A 20386-nucleotide genomic window follows, 5' to 3' on the forward strand; every position below is an offset into this window, starting at 1 on the left:
CTCGAGGGTGAGACACGACTACTCTGCCGGCATCCTGTCCCAGAGCCGGCAAGCAGACTCCACTCGGGCGCCGCCAGCCGGCCATGCGTCGCTACGGCGCTCGGTGTCTCGGATGGCTGCGCCGGGGCAAAGGACTCTTCCACTTCGCTCGTCCCGCAAAACGCTTCAACACCAAGACACCGACGACGATGACAGCCAGCACGATACTCAGCTCCACCACGGGAATGCCCAGGGAGGCCGCTCCCTGATCGAGGTAGCCCGCCGAAACGGTGACAACCCCACCTTCAGCGAGATCGGCTCCACTCTCGGTGCGTAACGTCAACCAACGTACTTCCTCGCTGGCTAGCCAGCGGCCACCGTAAAGTGCGACGCGACCGTCGCCGGGAATTCCCCCGTACGAGACCACAGCCAGTTCGCGGCCGCTATCCAGGCCATCCAGCCGCAGTTCGGTTGCCGACACGAGCTCCGTGGGCATCGAGGCCGCGGGCAGGATACCGACCTGGTTATCCGCCCCACGTGCCGCTTCACCGGCACCGTCGTACGCGGACATGCGCTGTCGGCGATAATTCCATGGGTTGTCATCACCGTTCGCCTCGATGATCAGGCGGTCATCGTTCTCGTCTTCATTTTCTGAGCGCGCAGAAATGTGGACTTGGAGCGACTCGGCACCCGAAGGTATCTGCAGGTGAACCGCATTAGCGCCTCCCGCCGGGATTTCGTGACGGGAAATCGGGTCGGCCGCCCCATAGATCACCGCTCGCGAACCCGCCACGAAGTTGCTTCCGCGCTGCGGGAAGTACTCGATGTCTTGGAGACTCGAGAGCTGCGTCCAACGACCTACTTCTTGGCCCACCGGGTTGAAATGCTCATCTCGAGTGCCATGTTGCGAGCGGTAGGTATTCCACACACTAGTATTTGTGTAATCGGCATAGTGAACCATCCATGGTCCGAAGATGCCCTCGGGAGCCGCCGCTGCGGTATTCCACCCCACCCGCGGCTCACCCAACTGGTCGAAAACTAACCGGTCTTCCTCATGCTCTCGATCGGGCCGATACGTCAGCGCCTCGCCGGTGATGCGCTGAACTCGATAGTTGGACCCTTCGGAGTCACTGTTGATCGCGGACCACACCCGATCTCCGCGACGATTGACATTGTGCTCACTCGAGCGGGTTTGGCCGATGACCACAAGGTCGTGGAGATCCTGCGGAAGGTCGGGAAACTCGAGGCTTGGTGCGTCCTCCTCCAGCGCGTCTTCCGCCACTGCGTAACTCTCATCGACGGCAAAGAGTTGGAGTCGTGAGCCCGGAGCGAAAGCCGAACCCTCGGCGTCGAGGCGCAGTGTGATGGAGTTGATGGCTTCGTGCGGCTCCCAATGCGCCATGGTCGCACTGATGTGGTCCTCATTGGCCGCGCCTTGACTCAATACGTGTTTGCTCTGGTCAGTCACGAATGCCCACGGAATGGTGGATCGCCCACCACCGAAACGATCGCCACCCGCGGCTGGAACAGGCATGAGTCCGGCACTATTTTGGTCGAACCTCACCTCGGTATCTAGCGTTTCTCCGATACCGAAAAGTTCCCGTTCAAGATAGTTCGCGTCTTCGTCACTGTTGAAGACGGCTTCAACCTGGACTGGCTCGTTTCCGCCACCGACCGCTGCAGCCGAAATCTCTAGGATGAGATGTCGGGCATCATCAGGTACATCATCCTCGATGTCGTCGAAGACAACCTCTGCTTGAGCGGAACTGATGGTTTCCTCAGCGATCAGTACCGTCGCCACAGGCATCGCTTCAGCCGCGGTGGGGTTCACCACCATAGAACCACCAGCCAGTGCCAGGCCTACCAGTGCGTACATAGCGCGACGCGCTGGTACTCGAGCCTCACTCAAGTCAGACCTCTCTCAGAACTTCGTCCGGCGCCTTCCGACGGACCGGGCAAGAACGTGCCGGAAAATGCCAACGTCCCCAGTAAGCGCCGCTGCGGATCAAGGCTTCGACGGCTCTACGTTGACTGTCTCCGGCGTCGCTGTGACCATAGCTCATCGGCCGCATCTCATGACTTGCTGCCGTCTTCGTCTATGCCCCGCTCTCCCCGTGACCCGCGCTGCCCATCGTGCGGTGGTGCGGGCCTCCACCGACGCTCGGAGGCGGCGACCTGGCCTCGGATTGCTTTCCGGAGGGCGATGGTCAGGTGCCGGTGGCCATGGTCGAGGCGGTCGGTCTTCTCTTCGACGAACTCGATGATCCGAGGATCGCCCTGTGCCCCACCTTGCACCGCAACGTTCCCGCCTTCCCCAACTACTTGTCCTACCACGTGTACTTGTCCTACCACGCGCTTCCCCACCTGCCCGAGTCGGAGTCCAGCGGTGCCGCGCCCCCGGGAGCCGATGCCGCGGTGTCGTGCGTCAACTGGCCGCAGGCGGCTGAACTCGGAGCCACGGCACTTCCCAATACCCAGCACGGCGTCGAGGTCCTCTGGGTGATCCCAGACGAGGCGATCGAGGTCGCGCGACGAGAATGAATGATGGATTGAGCATGCGGCATTCACGATGAGATCGGATCTCGGAACGGGGTGCCCGGCACTAGCCGGCCACGCCTGTTCACGGTTCGCGATAGGCACGCGCGTACCGCTGCGCCACCAGCGGCCAGACCAGATCCACCCCGTGAGAGACCGAGCTGACCGGTGCTGCCACGGGACTGAAGAGTACGAAGGAGTGCCGGATCAGCCGACCGGCGGCATCGCGCCGACCGATCGGATCGGCGAACCGAAGCGCCACTGCGGCGCCAGCACGCTCACAGACCTCCGGCTCGGAAGCCACCGCCGCGAAGGCGCGCTCGTACTCGGGGAGCGGATCGGGGAACCCTCCGTCGTCGAGAAAACGGAAGCCCCAGGACCGGCCACGAGTCGCCCAGATCATTCTCATCGCCGGCTCCGGAGCAGTGTCTGCTCGCGTTCGCCGTCTTCGAGGCGGATGCGGAACCCCGTGAGCATGGCCGTGAGGTTCTTCTCCTTGGCCAGCGCTTCGGCGTTCGCCGCACGGAGTTTGTCGCCGGCCAGCGTGACCGCCTGCTCCAGGGTCACCTTGGAGAGCACCGTGGCAGCGACGCCCTGGACGACACCCAGCGGCCCCGGGGCTCGGACCTTGCCCAGCAGCCCGAGCGCAAGGCTGACGTAGTTCAGGGCTCGCTTCTGTGCGAGCAGGCTCTCCGCCACCTTTCCCGGCAGCTGCCGCGAGTGCACCCACCGCACGTGGCGCTCCAGCGGCAAGGTGGCAGCCAACGGCAGGAAGAGATCAATACCGACTCGTTCCTGCACGGCGATGGTGTCCGCCTCGAAACGGGCGGAAGAGAGCAGCAGGAAGTCCTCCCCCACGGCGAGCGCCTCACTGGCTTGGACGAAACCCTCGAGCACGGTGCGAAGTTGATCAAGATCCTCACCTGCCTTCTCAATCACCAGGTCGCGGAAGCGGTACACGTCGACCTCGGGGAGGAGGTCGGCCTTCGAGAGAGCGAGAATCCAGATCCGCGGGAAGGTGACCAAGGGCTCGCCGTCGGGGAGGATCTCGTCCTTGATGGACAGCAGGCCGTTGCGGAAGTTGCTGAACAGGGACTTGAGGTAGCGCTCCTCGCTGCCGGCGTTGTCCAGCAGGCGCTGCCCGTCCACGAGGAAGACCGCGACGTCGGAGCCGAGCAGCGACCGGAAGGTCTCGACCTTGCGCTGGTGCTCGGTGACGCCACTGACCCCGGACTCGAACCACTCCCCGGGATAGTCGTGCCAGACGAGGTTGAGGGCATCGAAGGGACGACGTTTGGCCGCCTTGACGGACGGGGCGTCCTTGAGCCGGACGGTGAAGGAGTACGAGTGGCTCTCGAAGCTCGTTGGCTCAGGCACGCGGTTCGAGTCCCGCATGCCCAGGTAGTTGCGCTGCAGCCGGGTGCCCTGCCCGGCATGGTTCGCGATCAGGTCGAACAGACTCCGCTTCAGGTGCCGGGGTTCCTGGCTAGCGCCGTAGAAGGAGGAGACCAGGACGGTTTTCCCGCTGCCGGCCTCACCGAAAACCGCGACGTGCTGCTCCAGGGTTCTGCTCGACCGCATCGATGGCCCTCCTCGTCGAGATCGGGCTTCGCTCCCCCGCCGCCCGCTGGCCTTCGACAGTATCGAAGCCCCCGCGAGCCGGCCTCTTCAGCGTCAAGCGCCACTGGAGCGCACACAGCCCTGGTGGCCGCCTCGGTCTGAGGTGGCCACCAGGGCTGTGTGCTGCACGAGCAGCAGGTGGAGATGGCGGGAATCGAACCCGCGTCCGACGGTGCGGCACCAGGACTTCTCCGGGCGCAGTTCGCTATCGATTTTCTCGGCCTCAGCGATCACGCGAACAAGTCGCTGACAGGCCCAGTTACCTTAGTGTCGCGCGCGCCCCGGCAACGAGGGCGAACGCCAGTGGCTCTCTAGATGACGCCAGGAACCGAGACGAGAGCTAGCTCGGGCTGACGGAGTTCGGCTCGCTCAGGCGGCGAGGGCGAACTCGGTGCGCTTGGAATCGGCACCTATAGGTTTGCAGAGAGGCGTTAACGAGATGACTCTGCATCCTCGGCCCGCTTCTCCTGGAACGACAACCGTCGTCGAAACCGATCATCCCCTGTGGAGTTGTGCTCACCGCCCCGGCGCCGGCTCGTGTGATCCGGTCCTGGTGCGGTGTGATCATGCTACGAGGTCAACCCCACCGGCCGCAGGTTTATTTCAGCCCTCGCGCGGCGAGGTACGTCACCCGGCGATAGGTTGGGCCGGTACCCGACTCTGGAGGTCCACATGGGACTGCCGATCAAGCTCAGTCACGTTCCGGTGCGCCTGGCCGCCGGCGCGTTCATCCTCAACGCCGGCCTCGGCAAGCGGAACCTGCCCGAGGAGGCCGCTGCCGGCCTGCAGAGCTCTGCTGCGGTGGCCTTCCCGCAGCTCAGCGAGATGGAACCCGCTGACTTCGGCAAGCTCCTCTCCCGCAGCGAGATCGCCCTGGGCGCAGCCCTGCTGACGCCGTTCGTTCCGAGCTGGTTGGCTGGGCTGGGCCTGGCCGGGTTCTCCGGCTCGCTGCTGCAGATGTACCTCAAGACCGACGGCCTCACCGAGGAGGACGGCATCCGCCCGACCTCCGACGGCACCCCGATCGCCAAGGACGTCTGGCTGCTGGGCATAGCCGTCACCCTGATCCTGGACGATCTCCGCCGGAAGAAGCGCTAACCCGCCCCCCAACGTAGAGCGGAAGCGTTAGCCCAGCGGCATCGGAAGCGTTAGCCCAGCGGCATCGGAAGCGTTATCGGGTAGGGAAAGTGGCGCTGAGCGCCAGTTTCTCTACCCGGAGTGACCCGCCGGGCATCGCGGGCCACAGGACCGCACGGTGCCCCACCAGCCGCGAGCATGGAGCGCCCGCGCCACCTGACTCGCGGTCTCGCACGGGGTGGCCGCGATGTGCACCCAGCGGTACCGCAAGGTGATGTCACCGGTGTGGACGCGCACAGCGTTGTCGCGCCAGATGTCGGCGGCGCTCGCCCCGCCCGGATGGCCCAGTTGGCCGTCGAGCTCCACCCGCACGCGCCACGGGTCGTACGTGCAGTCCGACCTCAGCCACAGCCCGGGCAGTGCCTCTCTGCGTTGCAGCGTTGCGCGCGGCAGACCGTGAGCGCGCTCGACGTCGTAGTGATATCGACGCTCGAGCGGAGACTCCACCCCGACGTCGACGTCGCCGAGCACGTCCTCGAGCAATCGCCGGTGACGCAGCCTCGTACGGGACGCCACGGCGACGCGCAGAGCCCGGCTGTGCGTCACGCGGGCAGCCCGAGTGGCGAGCCCCACCACGTCGTCGATCGATCGCGCGCGATCAGCGAGATCGACGAAGGTCTCGGCGGTAGTGACGGTTCGTGGCCGGCCGTGTGCTGCTGGCATCATCCTGCGCCGGTGTAGGCGAAGGCCTGGGGCCGGGCTGACCACGCGAGCATGGGGGATCGACAGCTCGATGGTCGACGGGGCGCGGGTGGAGAGGCCGAGTCGGTAGGCCGCAGCGCTATGACTCAGCGCCGCCCCCGCTCCGGCGTAGAGCACTGCGGCCGTCGCTCGGGTCCGCCAGGTCATCGGGCCGGTGGTGGTCACGTAGACGCCGTAGTACTGGCGCCTCCAGTGGCCGCTGCGCACCCGGCTACGGATCCAGTCGCCGTCGCCGCCCAGGTGCAGGACCTGCTGGCGGGTCACCACCTGGGACTGGCGTCGCATGATCGACTCGAGGGCGCGAGGCTGGGGTTCCATGGCGAGAGCTTGCCCGGTGAGGAGGAATCCGGACCAAGCGAGGGGCTGAGCTGTGGAAAGTCCGGCGGCTCCGAGCGCAGTGTGGGGCTCCGGCCGTTCCGCCGGCACGCGCCCTCCGCCATCGGCCCAATGGGTAGAGAAACTGGCACGCAGCGCCACTTTCTTTACCCGATACGTGGGCCGGCGGGCGAGGTCGGGCGGGCCGGCGGGCGAGGTCGGGCCGGGCGGGCCCTGCCCCTCGTCGCCTCAGCGGTTGCGGCGCAGGCTCATGGCACGCTGCGCCTCACGCAGATCCTGCTTCTCGCGCAAGGTCTGGCGCTTGTCCCAGTCCTGCTTGCCTCGCGCGAGCGCAATCTCGACCTTGGCGCGGCCGCCGATGAAGTACAGCTCGAGCGGCACGATCGTGTGCCCCTTCTCGCGGGACTTCGAGCCGAGCTTGACGATCTCCTCCTTGTGCAGGAGGAGCTTGCGCTTGCGGCGTGGTCCGTGGTTCGTCCACGAGCCCTGGGAGTACTCGGGGATGTGGACGTTGTGCAGCCACGCCTCGCCGTGGTTGTCGACCTCGATCCAGCCCTCGATCAGGGAGGCCCGGCCCATGCGGAGGGCCTTGACCTCCGTGCCGGTCAGCGACAGGCCGGCCTCGTAGGTGGAGTCGATGTAGTAGTCGTGCCGGGCGCGCTTGTTCCGGGCGACCACGCTCTTGGCGTCCGCCTGCTCCTTGGCGCGCTGTGCCTCTTTGGCACTCTTGGGGCGCTGCGCTCCGGCTGACTTACTCATCCCTCTAGGGTACGTGGGCACCCGGGCCGGCATCGAGCGGATTATGCGCGGGGCCGCGGACCGGCTCTCAGCCCACCTCGGCGAGCCGGTGACCGGCGACATCGCGGTCCAGGTCACCGAGCACTCCGGCCTGGACGGCGCGCCGCCCCCAGATGAGTGTCCAGGCCCAATACCCGGCCAGGACCACCGCCCCGATGGTGATCTGCGCCCAGGTGGGCAGCCACGAACCGGTGACGAAGCCTTCGACCAGTCCGGAGACGCCCAGCACGACCACCAGTCCGATCACCACCGTGATCAACGCACGCCCTTCCTCGGCGAGGGCAGCGCCCCGGCTGCGCGGGCCCGGGGAGACCGCTGTCCAGAAGAGCTTCAGCCCGGTGCCTCCGGCCACGAAGATGGCGGTCAGCTCCATGAGGCCGTGCGGGAGGATGAGCCCGAAGAAGACCCCCAGATCGCCGTAGACCGCCATGATCGCCCCGGCCTGCCCCACTCCCACGGCGTTGACGATCATCACGTACACCGGGAACACCCCGGTGATGCCCAGACCGATGGACTGGGCGGCGATCCACGCGTTGTTGGTCCATACCTGGGCGGCGAAATCCGGGGGCGGATAGTTGGTGTAGTAGGCGGCGAAGGCTTCCTCGGCGTAGCTCTCCAGCTGGGAGGGCGGGCCGATCTGCGCCATCGCCCCAGGGTTGGTGGCCAACCACCAGCCGGTGACCACGGCGACGGCGAGGAACCCGATCATGACGCCGACCGTCCACCAGCGCACGCGATAGAAGCCGGCGGGCACCGTCACCGCGAAGTAGCGCCAGAGGTCGGCCAGGCGCAGCTCGTGCGCTCCGCCCACCTTGCCTCGTGCCTGCCCTAGCAGTACCGAGAGCCGGGAGACGAGCTGGGGGTCGGGCGCCTTGGAGCGGAGCTGGGTGAGGTGCCCGGCGGTCGCCTGGTAGAGGCGGATCAGCTCGTCGGCTTCCTCGCCGCTGAGATCGCGGCGGCGGACGAGCTGCTCGAGGCGCCGCCACTGGGCTTCGTGCACTGCGGCATAGGCATCCGGATCCACGCCGGTATCCTCGCATGTATGGCCAAGCGCGTCTCCGGGCAACAGCAAGCACTGGCCCGCTCCCGACTGCAAGATGACCTCATCGTCACCGGTGAGGCCGTGGCCCTGGAGGCTCGGCCCGCCTCGGTCGGTGTGCGCACCCTCGGTGCCGCCCTGGATGCCGCAGCCATCGTCGCGGCCGTCATTCTCGTGCTCCTGGCCTCCAGCCCGCTGCTGGAGAACTTGAACCAGGCCCAGATGGGCGTGGTTCAGGTGCTCACGATCGTCACCATCATGGTGGGCAGCCCGGTCGTGGTCGAGACGCTGACTCGCGGGTTGTCGCTGGGGAAACTGGCCTGCGGCGTGCGCGTGGTGCGCGACGACGGCGGGCCGATCCGCTTCCGGCACGCCCTCGTTCGCGCGCTGGTGGGCGTGGGCGAAATCTGGCTGAGCTTCGGCTTCCTGGCCTTCGTCTCCGGCGTGCTCTCGCGCCGATCCAGGCGCCTCGGTGACATCCTGGCCGGCACCTATGCCGTGCGGGTGCGTGGCGCCGAACGCTCCCTGCCTCCGCTCGTCAGCCCGCCGGACCTCGCCGAGTGGGCTCGCACGGCCGATATCCGTTCCCTGCCCGACGGCCTCGGGCTTGCGGGCCGACAGTTCCTGGCCCGCGCCAGTGCGATGGACCCCCAGGCCCGCGAGCGCATGGGGCGTGAACTCGCCGCACAGATCGAACCCCGGGTCTCCCCGGCGCCCCCGTGGGGCACCCATCCCGAGCGTTTCCTGGCCGCGGTGCTGGTGGAACGGCGCGACCGGGAGTACGCGGCGCGATTGCGCGCCCAGGAGCGCGCCGACGCCGACGCCGCCGAGATCGCGAAGCTTCCCTTCGGCGTCGGCCGCTAACCGGCTCGTTCCAGAGGCAGGGGCGCTCCGAGCGCGCCTAGAGGCAGAGCATCTCTCCGTCCTCCTCGGAGACGCCGCGGCTGCAGATCGCTGTGGCTGACACCGACTGGATCTCGTAACCCTCGGTCTCGCTCATGACGACGTGGTAGCGGTAGCCCAGGACGGAGTCGTCGCCCATCCCGGTCACATCCACCCAGGAGGCCCAGCCGCCATCGACCTCCGTGGACCCGATGACCACCCACTCGGGCCACGGGCCGTGGGCGTCGTCGTCGCCCTCGAGGGAGTCGGCCACGCGTTCACCCACCGAGTTCGCGATGGCTGAGGGTTCCTCCGCCGGTGGCACCTCGTCGAAGTCGGCTGTGACGTCCTCGGTGGCGGCAAGGAAGGCCAGGTAGGTGCTGTTCACCCAACCGTAGCCCTCGGCCAGTTCGACCTCGGCCCACAGATCCCCGCTGCCCTCCACCATGCGCTCACGGCCGGCGAGCGTGACGGCGCCGGTGGGCTCGATCTCGCCGACGATCTCGGTGTCGGCCGCCGGCATCGCCCGCACGTTCAGCACGTCGTCATACTCCACCCGCACCACGTTGGCCGTGCTGCCCTCGGTGGAGAAATACATCATCGTCTCGGTCCCGGGCAGCGCGCTCTCGTCCACCCGTTCCACACCCCCCGGCGGCAGGCCGGCGCCGTCGTCCTGGCCCTCGCCGGCGCCGTTCTCGTCGCCCTCATCGCCGGCTTCGTCGGTGGGTTCCGGCTCCGGCTCGGGCTCCGGCTCGTCGGTGTCCTCCTCCGTGGGCTCACTCTCGGTCGGCTCGTCGGTCGCCGTCACTCCGGGATCCGGCTGATCCGGCTCGTCCCCGTTTTCGCATGCGGCCAGCATGAGTGCCGCGGCCGCGGTGATCGTGATCATGCCTGGGCGTATCGAACGCATGGCTCTCACCTCTCCGTGGTCGTGTCACTCCACCCTAAGAACCTGAGTACTGACTCGCATCTATGGCAGCGACCCTCCCCGCCCGAGCCGGCAGGACTCATCCGCTGGGAGGAGTTGTCTCGGCGGCAGGCCCCGTACTCTGGCCGCGATGGCTCCTGATCACGACGCCCCGGTCACCGGCGAGGGCGCGCCCGACGACGCCGACTGGGCACGACCGCGCCCCACGGCGGCCGGTCTGCGCCGCGATCTGCTGGGAGCGGGCATCTACCTCGTTCTCGCTCTGGCGCTCATGGCCGCCACGCTGTCGATCGGGATCCGGATGGACAGCGACGCCACCTGGCAGCCCTACGTGGCCACGGCGGTGATGATCGCGCCATTGACGTTGCGGCGCCGATTCCCCATCGCCATGGTGCTGCTCGGTTCGGTGCTGTTCTTCGCCCTGAGTTTCCTGAGCATGGACGCCTACGTCTCCGTCCCCTTCCAGGCCGCCTACTTCGCCCTGCTCTACAGCAGTGTGGCGTGGGCGCCGGACCGCCGGCTGATGCGCGGGGCGCTGGCCGTGGTCCTGCTCGGCATGGCCTTCTGGATCATCTTCAACTACGCCACGGTCCGAAGCTTCGAACAGTTCTTCAGCGCCGACCTCGATCCGGCGGGCCCCTTCAACCAGCTCACCGCGTCCGTCGTGCACGACACCCTGGTCAATGTCGCCTTCTTCGGTGGCGCCCTCGCGGCTGGGCGCACCGCCTGGCGCTCGGCGCTCCGGCGCGCTCAGCTGGAGGAGCAGTCGGAGAAGATCCGCAGCCAGGCGGCCGAGATCGCCCGCCGCGCCGTGGTGGATGAGCGCCTGCGCATCGCCCGGGAGCTGCACGACGTCGTCGCCCACCACGTCTCGGTGATCGGCATCCAGGCCGGTGCGGCCAGGCGGCTTCTCGGCCGGGATCCGGACGGTGCCGCCCAGGCCCTGCGCACGGTGGAGAGCTCGAGCCGGGAGGCGGTCGGGGAGATGCGTTCCCTGCTGGGCGTACTGCGCGAGGACGACGATCCGCAGGAGTCCGGTGCGCCCGCCACACCCACCCGGGCGCCCGAGCCTCGGCTGAGTGACCTGGATGCCCTGGTCGAGGAGTTCGCCTCCTCCGGGCTCGAGGTGGAGCTGCGCTTCGCCGACGACGAGCCCGGCGATCTCGCGGACGTCCCGGACCCGATCGCCCTGTCGCTCTACCGGACCGTGCAGGAAGCCCTGACGAACGTGCTGCGCCATTCCACCGCCTCACAGGTCCAAGTCACGGTGCGCAGCGGCCGAGATCCCAGCGCCCAGGGCCCCGTCGACCAGGAGCCCGGCGGCCCGGGCTCCGGCGCGGCCCCTCCCCCCGGTCCGTGCTGGATCGAAGCGGAGATCGTCGATAGCGGCCGGCCGCGTGCCGGGGAGACCTCCGGCAGCGGATTCGGCCTCCGGGGTATCCGCGAGCGCGTGGCATTGCATGGCGGCGAGATCGAGATCGGCCCGCGCCGCACCGGTGCGGGCTGGCGTGTGCGGGCGCGCTATCGCCTACGCACCGCCACCATGCCCGCAGCGGATCCGCTCGATGCTCTGGAAGGGCTGACATGAAGGTGCTCATCGCCGACGACCAGGCACTCGTCCGTTCCGGCTTCGCCCTGGTGCTCTCCATCGAGGAGGACATCGAGGTGGTCGGTCAGGCCGCCAACGGCTCCGAGGCGGTGCGCATGGCCGAGGAGACCGGCGCCGAGGTGGTCCTGATGGATGTGCAGATGCCGGTCATGGACGGCATCGCCGCCACCGAGGAGATCGTGCGCCGCGACCTGGCCAAGGTGGTCATCCTGACCACCTTCGACCGCGAGGACTATCTCTTCGACGCACTCGCAGCCGGGGCGAGCGGTTTCCTGCTGAAGAACGCTGACCCGGATGACCTCGTTGAAGCCATCCGTGCGGTGGCCCACGGGCACGCACTGCTCGCCCCGGAAGTCACCATGCGGGTGATCCAGCGCTTCGCCCGTAGCGGGCCGGCACGGACCTCCCCCGCTCGGCTGCCGGACCGGGGTGGCGCAGCCGGTGATGCGGCCGCACCGTCCAGCCCCAGCCCGGCCGCTGCCGTGCCTGACCCCGCCGCCGAAGCAGCGATCGCCCAGCTGACCGCTCGCGAGCGCGAGGTGCTGGGACTGATGGCCACCGGCCTGTCGAACTCCGAGATCGCCCAGCAGCTCTTCCTCGGCGAGTCGACGGTGAAGACGCACGTGTCGAACGTGCTGTCCAAGACCGGCTCCCGCGACCGGGTCAAGGCGGTCGTCCTCGCGCACCAGGCCGGTGTGACCTCAGACGGCGGGGCGACTCCGCCTGCCGCGAGCAGCCACACTCCCCCTCAGGGATGAGTTCGCGAACTCCGCCTGCCGAGGGATGAGTCCCGGCGCCTCCTCGCCGTAACGTCGTTCCAGCACGAGCACCCCGCCCGGCCATCTCGGCCCGGCGGGCAAGCGAGAGGAGCGCGATGACCACCGCAACGAGTGGAACGAAGCGGATCGAGGTGGACAGCCTCACGCGCCGCTTCGGTCAGAGCACGGCCGTGGACGCAGTGAGCTTCACCGTGGAACCGGGCCGGATGACCGGGTTCGTCGGCGGCAACGGCGCGGGAAAGACCACCACCATGCGCATGATCATGGGCGTCCTCGGCATCCACGAGGGCGAGGTCCGCTGGGATGGGCGCCCCATCGGGCTCCGGGACCGGGCCTCCTTCGGGTACATGCCCGAGGAGCGGGGCCTGTACCCCAAGCAGCCGGTGCTGGACCAATTGATCTACCTCGGTCAGCTCCGCGGCATGACGCGCAAGGACGCCAGCAACGAGGCCACCGCACTGCTCGAACGCTTCGATCTGGGCGGGCGTCTCAAGGACAAGCTCGAGTCGCTCTCCCTCGGCAACCAGCAGCGCGTCCAGGTGGCCGCCGCGCTGCTGCACCGCCCCACGGCGCTGATTCTCGATGAGCCCTTCTCCGGCCTCGACCCGGCCGCCGTGGACTCCATGGTCGGCCTGTTGCGCGAACGGACCCGTGACGGCGTCCCCGTGCTCTTCTCCTCCCACCAGCTCGACCTGGTGGATCGGCTCTGTGACTCGCTGGTGGTGCTGGCCCACGGCACGGTCCGCGCCGCCGGAACCTCCGATGAGCTGCGGGCGCGCGGCCCGCGGCGCCACCGCCTCACCACCGACGGTGACGCCGGCTGGCTGCGCGGCCAACCCGGGGTGGACGTCATCGACGTCGCCGGGAACTCTGCGGTGATCGAGTTCACCGCAGACTCCGCGCGGGAGCAGACCGTGCGAGCGGCCGTCGATCGCGGCCTGCGCGAATTCTCCCCCATCGTTCCGACCCTGTCCGAGATCTTCCGAGAGGCTGTCCAGTGAGCGCGCCCGTCCAGTCCCCTGCCGAGACCCGCACCTCCGCCGCCGGCTCCGGCGCCGCCGGTGGAGGAGCACACAGTTCTCCTGTGGCCCGCCCGTGGCTGACGGTCGCGTTACGCGAGATGGCCGTCAAGCTCACCGATCGGAACTACATCATCGGCATCGTGGTGACCGTCGCGATGATCGCCGGCGCCAGCGTGTTCTCCGCGTGGATGAACAGCCGCACCGCCGAGTACGTGGTCGCGGTGGCGGGAGCCGAGGAGGCCACCGTCGCTCAGGCGGGAGAGGCCTTCCTGGGCGAGGATGATGTCATCGCAGTGATCGACTCCGGCAGCCCGGAGGCCGCCCGGCAAGCCGTGGAGGACGGCGAGGCCGAGGCCGCCTTGATCCGCGACGGTCAGGACTGGACCCTGACCGGGCTGAGCGACGTGCCGGAGAACCTGCGCGCTGCGCTGACCCAAGCCGTCTCGGCCGAGACGATGGCCGCCAATGCGGCCGCCGCGGGAACCACGGTGGACGAGCTCACCGCCGGATCGGAACTCACCGTGGACCTCTTGGAGTCCGACTCCGAGGATCCGTTCATCGCACGGATCGTGGGCTTCGCCTTCGCTTTCCTCTTCTATATGGCCGCGATCATGTTCGGCATGACGATCGCAACCTCGGTGCTGGAGGAGAAGCAGAACCGCGTGGTGGAGATCCTGGCCACCGCGGTCCCGATCCGCCATCTGCTGATGGGCAAGGTCATCGGCAACTCGGTGCTGGCCTTCGCTCAGATCATCATCTTCGCCGCCACGGGGCTCCTCGCCCTGACCTTCACCGACCTCGTCGCCGATATCGGTTTCATCTTGACTTCGGCCGGCTGGTTCATGGTGTTCTTCGCGGTCGGTTTCTTCGCCCTGGCCGCCGTCTGGGGCGTGCTCGGCTCGATGGCGAGCAGGACCGAGGACCTCAACTCCAACAGCACGCCCGTGATGATGGTGATCTTCCTGGCCACCTTCATCGGCGCCTTCGCCAGCGGCACGATCTTGACCGTTGCTTCCTATGTTCCGCTGGTCTCGACCACGGCGATGCCGATCCGGATGCTGAGCGAGTCAGTGCCGCTGTGGCAGGTCCTGCTGGTGCTCGCCGGCAATGTGCTCACCGCTTATCTCCTGGTGCGCTTGGCCGCCGCGGTCTACCAGCGCGCCGTCCTGCAGAGCGGCACTGCCCTCGGGTGGCGTCAGGCGCTCCGCGTCGAGACGTAGGCAACGTCGGGTGGGCGAGACTTATACCACTTTATCGGCCTTGTCGCATCCGTAATAGTCACAACACCGTAACGATGCCCAAGCCGTGAAATCCGGACTTTCCGGCAGTAGAGCGGGAAGAACTCCCCATACACCCCCGATGAACCCCGCTGGCCGCGAGGGCCCTCGCCCTGCCAAGGTGCTAGCTGCGACATCGCCCGAGTCCGTCATGCCTCGGGATCGATGACGACTTCACCCGCGGTCATCCGAGCGCGGGACGCCCAGGCATCCGAGGTGAACGTGAGCGACATCAGAGCAGCAGGTGTCTACAAGATCTTCGGCAGGCGCCCCCAGCGCGGGGTCTCCATGCTGGAGCAGGGGGACGACCGAACAGTTCTGAAGCGCCACGGCATGACCGCGGCCGTGATCGACGCCAGCTTCGAGGCGAAGTCAGGCGAGATCTTCGTGGTCATGGGCTTGTCCGGCTCGGGGAAGTCCACCTTGATCCGCATGGTCAACGGCCTGCTCGAGCCCACCGCAGGAGCCATGGAGATCGATGGCCAGAACATCACCGATCTCTCGGCCAAAGCCCTGCGCGAGGTCCGCCGCAACAAGGTCTCCATGGTCTTCCAGCACTTCGCGCTGCTGCCGCACCGCACGGTGGGCGAGAACGCCGCCTATGCCCTGCAGCTCCGCGGCCTCAATCGCTCCGACCGGGAACGTCGCGCCGAGGAAGCCCTGGCGATGGTGGGGCTGGGCGGCTCCGGCGGATCACTACCCTCCGAGCTCTCCGGCGGCATGCGCCAACGCGTGGGCCTGGCCCGCGCCCTGGCAGCCGGTACCGACATCATGCTGATGGACGAAGCCTTCTCCGCCCTCGACCCACTGATCCGCAAAGACATGCAGGATCAGCTGCTCGAACTGCAGAGCAAGTTGGGCAAGACCATCCTCTTCATCACCCACGACCTGAACGAGGCCATGCGCCTCGGTGACCAGATCGCCATGATGCGCGACGGCCGGATCGTTCAGTCCGGCACCGCCGAGCAGATCCTGAACGAGCCGGCCACCGACTACGTCTCGCAGTTCGTCGCCGACGTCGACCGCGCCAAGGTGCTCACCGCCGAGGCGGTGATGGAGCGGCCGGTGGCCGTCGTCGGCCCGGACTCCGGACCCAAGGCCGCGCACAAACTCATGCGCGAGAATCAGACGCCCGCGCTGCTCGTCGTGGCGCGCAATCGCACCGTGCAGGGCGTTGTGTGGGAGAACGACGTCGCCGCCGCCGTCAGTCAGGGCAGCACGGAACTGCCACTTCGCGACGGCGTCGCCGCGGTGTCCCGCGACACTCCCCTGGAGGGTTTGTTCCAGCATGCGGCGACCAGCCGCGCCCCGATCGCCGTCGTCGATGACGCCGGCCGACTCGAAGGGATCATCCCGCTGGTGACCCTGCTCGCCGCGCTGGCACCGACCGCCACGATCGGCACGAACGGCGCCGCCGGCCACTCCCCCCTCGAGCCGTCCGGAGTCGCATCATGAACCTGCCCCGCCTCCCCATCGGCGACACCATCGAGAACGGCGTCGACTGGATCAAAGCCAACCTCCAGTGGCTGCTCGACCTCATCATCACGGTGCTCAGCTACCCACTGGACCTGATCATCGGCGTGCTGCAGTTCCCGCCCGCGCTGGTGACGATCGCGATCTTCACCCTGCTCGCCTTCGCCCTGCGCTCCTGGCAGTTCGGCGTCTTCACGCTGGCCGGCATGCTGCTCATCGAGAGCATGGAGTTGTGGCCCGCAGCGATGAGCACGCTCGGGATGATCCTCACCGCCACGCTGATCATCATCCTGCTGGGAGTGCCCATCGGCATCCTCGCCGCCCGGAGTGACCGGGTGAGCTCGATCGTGCGACCGGTGCTGGACTTCATGCAGACCATGCCGGCCTTCGTCTTCCTGATCCCGGTCGTGATCCTGTTCAGCATCGGCGTGGTACCCGGGACGATCGCGACGATGATCTTCGCCTTCGCGCCCGTGGTGCGGCTCACCGAGCTCGGCATCCGTCAGGTGGACAAGGAAACCGTCGAGGCCGGTGTGGCCTTCGGCGGCACTGCCGGCCAGGTGCTGCGCGGGATCCAGCTCCCGCTCGGACTGCCGACCATCATGGCCGGGGTCAACCAGGTGATCATGCTGGCGCTGTCCATGGCCGTCATCGCCGGCATGGTCAACGCCGGCGGCCTCGGCCGCGAAGTCGTCGCCGCCATCTCCCGCGTGGAGGTGGGCAATGGCTTCGAGGCCGGCCTGGCGGTCGTCGTCCTGGCGATCTTCCTCGACCGCCTCACCGGCGCCATCGGCCAGCCCACCGGGAAGACCCTGTGGACCATGCTGCGCGACCAGATGCGCACGGCCCGGGCGCAACCCGGCAACGACGGCGCCGCCGGAACGGAAGCGGCCGAGCGCGTGGCCGGCGGCCCGCCCAAGCGCCTCTAAGTACCCGACCTGCACCACCCTCAACCTCGGAAATCGAGAGAGAAGGACAAGAGACAATGCGAGACACCCGACTGACATCACGACGCCTCCCGGTCGCCGTGGCCGCCACCGCAGCGCTGGCCCTGACCCTCGCCGCTTGCGGCGACAACGGCGACAACGGCGCCGACCCGGAAGAGCCGGGCACGGAGAACGGCGACGAGAACGGCGACGACCCGGCGGATGAGTCCGATGACGATGCTGCCGGCGACGGCGGCACCATCACCCTGGGCTACCTGCCCTCGTGGACCGACGGCCTCTCCATGGCCTACCTGCTCGACTACCACCTGACCGAGGCCGGGTACGACGTGGTGCACGAGGAGTTCACCGAGGCCGGCGTGCTCTACACCGCCCTCGCCAGCGGCGATGTCGACATCTACCCCTCCGCCTGGCTGCCGCTCACCCACGGCAGCTACATGGAGAGCTACGAGGGCGATGTCGAGGACCTCGGCATGTTCTACGAGGGCGCGGTGCTCACCCTCGCTGTGCCGGAGTACAGCGACATCGACTCCATCACCGACCTGCCCGACCACGTCGACGCACTCGGTGGCCAGATCGTCGGCATCGAGCCCGGCGCCGGTCACATGGAGGTCACCGCCGACACGGTCTTCCCCACCTACGGGCTCGACGAGGCCGGCTTCGACCTGGCCGAGTCCTCGACCTCGGTGATGCTCACCGAGCTCGAGCAGGCGATGAACGCCGAAGAGGACATCGTGGTGACCCTGTGGCGTCCGTTCTGGGCCTACGCCGAGTTCGACGTCAAGGACCTGGACGACCCCGAGGGTGCGCTCGGCGATCCCGAGGGCCTGCACTTCATCGCGAACAGCGAGTTCTCGGCTGAGTTCCCGGACGTCGCCGACTGGCTCGGTGGCTTGACCCTGGATGACGACACCTACGGCGCGCTCGAAGGCGCCGTGGCCGTCGACCACGAGGACGACCCGGCCGCCGGCGTCCAGCAGTTCCAGGACGAGAACCCCGACGCGGTGCCCAGCATCGACTGATCGTGCGCCCATGCGAAAGCCCGGTCTCCTCGTGGAGGCCGGGCTTTCGTCTGCCCACCGGAAGCGAGCCGGAATCCGCGCTCGGCCCGGCCACCCTGCACAACCCGCGGATGTCCTCCACAGTGGACACCTCCCCACGAAAGGACGCTGACATGCGACACGCCCCCAGCAGGAAGATCCCCGTCACACCGCTCGCCGTCGGAGCGGTGCTGACCCTCGCGCTCGCGGCATGTGGCGGAGAACCGGAGCCACCGGAGCAGGAACCGACGCCGGAGGAGACGGCCTCCCCGTCAACTCCCGAGCCCACCGACGAGGACGAGCCGGATCCGGAGGCGACGGGTGAGGAACCCACCACTGAGCCCACGGAGGAGGACGCCGGTGATGACCTGCTCGAGGCCGATGAGGAACCGCGGTCCCTCCAGGACACCACCGAGCTGCCACCGGGCGGCACCAGCCGCGCAGCCGACGCCGACCTGCCCGGTGACCTGACCCCGATGTACTTCTCGGAGCCAGGATTGGCCGATGTCGTCTTCGTCGAGCACGACGACGTGCTGCACGTGCGCGCCCTGCCCGGCGCTGAGGAGGAGATCGTGGGCGAGTACCCGCCCGTCTGGCGCCCGATGCTCTCCGGCCGGGAGGTGATCTTCGACGGCGGATGGTGGGCCGAGGTCGAGCTCGCTGACGGGTACGGCTGGGTGGGGGTCTCCTACCTCGCTTACGTGCCGCAGGCCGCCGAGGGCAACACGGAGGACTACTCCGACGTACCGCCGGCAGAGAATCCCGATGCCCTGGCGGAGTCCGTCGGCGTGCGCACGCTGGAGGCCTACGCCGAGAACCCGCTGCCGGAACCCCGGTGGACGATCGCCGGCATCTGGGCCACAGACCACGAGAGTCACGACACCCGCAGCTACATCGTGGACGTCACCGGACCGGGCGATGACTCGGTCGGCGGACAACGCCTTAATCTGACCGTGGCCGATGAAGGAGAGGGCTGGTCCGTGACCGGGGTGTCCACCCAGCCGATCTGCCTGCGCGGGCTGAGCGAGGACGATCTCTGCCTCTGAGTGGCGGGCTCAGGGCAGCGGGCCCAGGGCTGCGGGCTCAGCCCGTCCGGCCTGCGGAATCAGACCCGGCGGGCCTCGTGCGCCAGGAGCACCGGGATGCCGTCGCACACCGGGTAGGCCAGACGGGCGCCGTCCGGGCCGGCCTCGGCGGAGACCAGCTCCGGTATGCCATCAGGCCCTGCCTGCTCGGTCAGCGCGGAGCCGGTGACCGGACAGCGCAGGATCTGCTGGACCCAGCCGGGCAGGGCCGGGGAGGGTGCGGAAGCCGTGTTCATTCGTCTCCCTCTCCGCGCAACACGCGCAGGTGCCCGCGGCGGGTGATCTCCCCGTCGCCGAGGTGGGGTTCGTCCAGATGGTGAGTGACCGGCTCGGGCCGACCGCCCACCGGCCGCTGCGCCGGCACCTGCTGGGCCGGGGGCGTGCGTGAGGCCTCGCGGACGGCGTTCGCCAGGGCGAGCAAATCGTCCTCCGACGGCGGTGCGGGCACGAAGTCGCTGGCCAGGCGCACTACATCCCAGCCGCGCGGCACGGTCAGGCGTTCGGCGTGGACGTCGCACAGGTCGTAGGAGTGCGGTTCGGCCACGCGAGCAAGTGGCCCCAGCACTGCGGTGGAATCCGCGTACACATAGGTCAGCGTGGCCACCGCTGCACGACTGCAGGCGGCTCGGGTGCACTGACGGACTGGTCTCACCCGGCAGACGCTACCTCGCCGCACCCATTCGGCACCATGCCCCGCGCCCATCTACGCTCACCCTGTGACCGATGACCCCCAGGCGCTCATCCCCGCCCTGCCGGTGCGGCACATGGGGCGACGCCGCGACCGCCGGGGCCGAGGACTGCGCGGGCCGCTGATGCCCTCGATCATGCCGGCCTGGCGCACGCGGAGCGATCGCTTCGACGATCTGGTGCTTGCCTGCATGGAGCGCCTGGAGGACCGCTTGACCGATCGGCTCGCGGGTGTGGAGTTCGGGGTGGAGGAGGTTCCGCCCTCGGAGCCCGCTCCGTGGGAGCATCGCGCCGTTCCCTTGGGCCGATCGTTTCCCGGTGATCGCCTGGCGGGGCTCAATGACCGGATCGTGGTGTACCGGCGCCCGTTGCTGACCCGCGCGAGCAGCGAGGACGAACTCGAGATCCTGGTGCGCACGGTGCTGGCCGAGCAGATCTCGCACCTGTTGTCGATCCCGCTCGAGGATGTCGACCCGGATCTCTGAGGCACCGCTGGCCGGCTTCGGCCGGGTGC

The 20386-nt window shown here is 68.2% G+C and carries 21 protein-coding genes and 1 other RNA gene; 12 read left to right on the forward strand and 10 right to left on the reverse strand.

All coding sequences use genetic code 11. The annotated features are described in order from the left end of the window. Positions 1-91: 91 nt before the first annotated feature. Complete coding sequence (locus EDD31_RS02135) at positions 92-1810, reverse strand: hypothetical protein (RefSeq protein WP_148058837.1); 1719 nt, start codon at positions 1808-1810, stop codon at positions 92-94. Positions 1811-2202: 392 nt separating this feature from the next. Here EDD31_RS02135 and EDD31_RS02140 point away from each other — a divergent pair, with 392 nt between their 5' ends. After that, on the forward strand, positions 2203-2520 hold the full coding sequence (locus tag EDD31_RS02140) for a hypothetical protein (RefSeq protein WP_148058838.1): 318 nt from the start codon (positions 2203-2205) through the stop codon (positions 2518-2520). 79 nt (positions 2521-2599) lie between these two features. Here the strand turns inward: EDD31_RS02140 and EDD31_RS02145 are convergent, their stop codons facing one another. The 3 genes from EDD31_RS02145 to ssrA all read right to left on the reverse strand — a co-directional run bounded on the left by EDD31_RS02145 (position 2600) and on the right by ssrA (position 4637). Then, entirely contained in the window at positions 2600-2923 is a 324-nt protein-coding gene (locus EDD31_RS02145; RefSeq protein ID WP_123302705.1) for a hypothetical protein, read from the reverse strand. Next, positions 2920-4095 carry a TRAFAC clade GTPase domain-containing protein gene (locus EDD31_RS02150; RefSeq protein ID WP_123302706.1) on the reverse strand — a complete coding sequence of 392 codons (1176 nt, stop codon included), beginning with the start codon at positions 4093-4095 and terminating at the stop codon, positions 2920-2922. The genes EDD31_RS02145 and EDD31_RS02150 overlap by 4 nt, the downstream gene beginning before the upstream one ends. A gap of 175 nt (positions 4096-4270) precedes the next feature. After that, positions 4271-4637, reverse strand: a transfer-messenger RNA (tmRNA) gene (gene ssrA / locus EDD31_RS02155). Between the two features lie 169 nt (positions 4638-4806). On the opposite strand from ssrA, the gene EDD31_RS02160 reads away from it, so the two are divergent. Further along, positions 4807-5232: a hypothetical protein gene (locus tag EDD31_RS02160; RefSeq protein ID WP_211336032.1), complete on the forward strand. Its 426-nt coding sequence runs from the start codon at positions 4807-4809 to the stop codon at positions 5230-5232. Positions 5233-5343: 111 nt separating this feature from the next. Here the strand turns inward: EDD31_RS02160 and EDD31_RS02165 are convergent, their stop codons facing one another. From EDD31_RS02165 to EDD31_RS02175, 3 genes are all read right to left on the reverse strand, one after another. Beyond that, on the reverse strand, positions 5344-6291 hold the full coding sequence (locus EDD31_RS02165; protein ID WP_148058839.1) for a hypothetical protein: 948 nt from the start codon (positions 6289-6291) through the stop codon (positions 5344-5346). Between the two features lie 246 nt (positions 6292-6537). After that, the gene (smpB, locus tag EDD31_RS02170) at positions 6538-7068 is read right to left on the reverse strand and encodes an SsrA-binding protein SmpB (protein ID WP_123302708.1); all 531 of its coding nucleotides are present in this window, start codon (positions 7066-7068) and stop codon (positions 6538-6540) included. Between the two features lie 67 nt (positions 7069-7135). Further along, on the reverse strand, positions 7136-8131 hold the full coding sequence (locus EDD31_RS02175; protein WP_123302709.1) for a stage II sporulation protein M: 996 nt from the start codon (positions 8129-8131) through the stop codon (positions 7136-7138). A gap of 18 nt (positions 8132-8149) precedes the next feature. On the opposite strand from EDD31_RS02175, the gene EDD31_RS02180 reads away from it, so the two are divergent. Continuing rightward, complete coding sequence (locus EDD31_RS02180; RefSeq protein WP_123302710.1) at positions 8150-9010, forward strand: RDD family protein; 861 nt, start codon at positions 8150-8152, stop codon at positions 9008-9010. 37 nt (positions 9011-9047) lie between these two features. On the opposite strand, the gene EDD31_RS02185 is transcribed toward EDD31_RS02180, so the two are convergent. Then, complete coding sequence (locus EDD31_RS02185; RefSeq protein ID WP_148058840.1) at positions 9048-9938, reverse strand: SH3 domain-containing protein; 891 nt, start codon at positions 9936-9938, stop codon at positions 9048-9050. Between the two features lie 148 nt (positions 9939-10086). On the opposite strand from EDD31_RS02185, the gene EDD31_RS02190 reads away from it, so the two are divergent. The 8 genes from EDD31_RS02190 (at position 10087) to EDD31_RS14830 (ending at position 19146) form a co-directional block, all read left to right on the forward strand. Then, a complete protein-coding gene (locus EDD31_RS02190; protein WP_123302712.1) occupies positions 10087-11544 on the forward strand; it encodes a sensor histidine kinase in 1458 nt (485 codons plus the stop codon). Beyond that, entirely contained in the window at positions 11541-12323 is a 783-nt protein-coding gene (locus tag EDD31_RS02195) for a response regulator transcription factor (RefSeq protein ID WP_123302713.1), read from the forward strand. Before EDD31_RS02190 ends, EDD31_RS02195 begins: the two co-directional genes overlap by 4 nt. 116 nt (positions 12324-12439) lie before the next feature. Beyond that, positions 12440-13345, forward strand: a complete 906-nt coding sequence (locus EDD31_RS02200; RefSeq protein ID WP_123302714.1) for an ABC transporter ATP-binding protein — start codon at positions 12440-12442, stop codon at positions 13343-13345. Then, positions 13342-14586, forward strand: a complete 1245-nt coding sequence (locus EDD31_RS02205; RefSeq protein WP_245990768.1) for an ABC transporter permease — start codon at positions 13342-13344, stop codon at positions 14584-14586. Before EDD31_RS02200 ends, EDD31_RS02205 begins: the two co-directional genes overlap by 4 nt. Before the next feature lie 279 nt (positions 14587-14865). Continuing rightward, positions 14866-16098, forward strand: coding sequence for a quaternary amine ABC transporter ATP-binding protein (locus EDD31_RS02210; RefSeq protein ID WP_483964260.1), 1233 nt, complete (start codon positions 14866-14868; stop codon positions 16096-16098). Then, entirely contained in the window at positions 16095-17045 is a 951-nt protein-coding gene (locus tag EDD31_RS02215) for an ABC transporter permease (protein WP_123302716.1), read from the forward strand. Before EDD31_RS02210 ends, EDD31_RS02215 begins: the two co-directional genes overlap by 4 nt. A gap of 56 nt (positions 17046-17101) precedes the next feature. After that, positions 17102-18082, forward strand: coding sequence for a glycine betaine ABC transporter substrate-binding protein (locus tag EDD31_RS02220; RefSeq protein WP_123302717.1), 981 nt, complete (start codon positions 17102-17104; stop codon positions 18080-18082). Between the two features lie 152 nt (positions 18083-18234). Beyond that, the gene (locus EDD31_RS14830; protein ID WP_211336033.1) at positions 18235-19146 is read left to right on the forward strand and encodes an SH3 domain-containing protein; all 912 of its coding nucleotides are present in this window, start codon (positions 18235-18237) and stop codon (positions 19144-19146) included. Positions 19147-19205: 59 nt separating this feature from the next. Here EDD31_RS14830 and EDD31_RS02230 read toward each other — a convergent pair whose 3' ends face one another. Further along, positions 19206-19421, reverse strand: coding sequence for a Trm112 family protein (locus EDD31_RS02230; RefSeq protein ID WP_123302718.1), 216 nt, complete (start codon positions 19419-19421; stop codon positions 19206-19208). Then, positions 19418-19837: a DUF3499 domain-containing protein gene (locus EDD31_RS02235; RefSeq protein WP_123305020.1), complete on the reverse strand. Its 420-nt coding sequence runs from the start codon at positions 19835-19837 to the stop codon at positions 19418-19420. The genes EDD31_RS02230 and EDD31_RS02235 overlap by 4 nt, the downstream gene beginning before the upstream one ends. Positions 19838-19901: 64 nt before the next feature. On the opposite strand from EDD31_RS02235, the gene EDD31_RS02240 reads away from it, so the two are divergent. Next, on the forward strand, positions 19902-20357 hold the full coding sequence (locus EDD31_RS02240; RefSeq protein ID WP_342768010.1) for a metallopeptidase family protein: 456 nt from the start codon (positions 19902-19904) through the stop codon (positions 20355-20357). Positions 20358-20386: the final 29 nt, after the last annotated feature.

The sequence above is a fragment of the Bogoriella caseilytica genome (genome assembly GCF_003752405.1).
GTDB classification, from domain to species: Bacteria; Actinomycetota; Actinomycetes; order Actinomycetales; family Actinomycetaceae; genus Allobogoriella; species Allobogoriella caseilytica.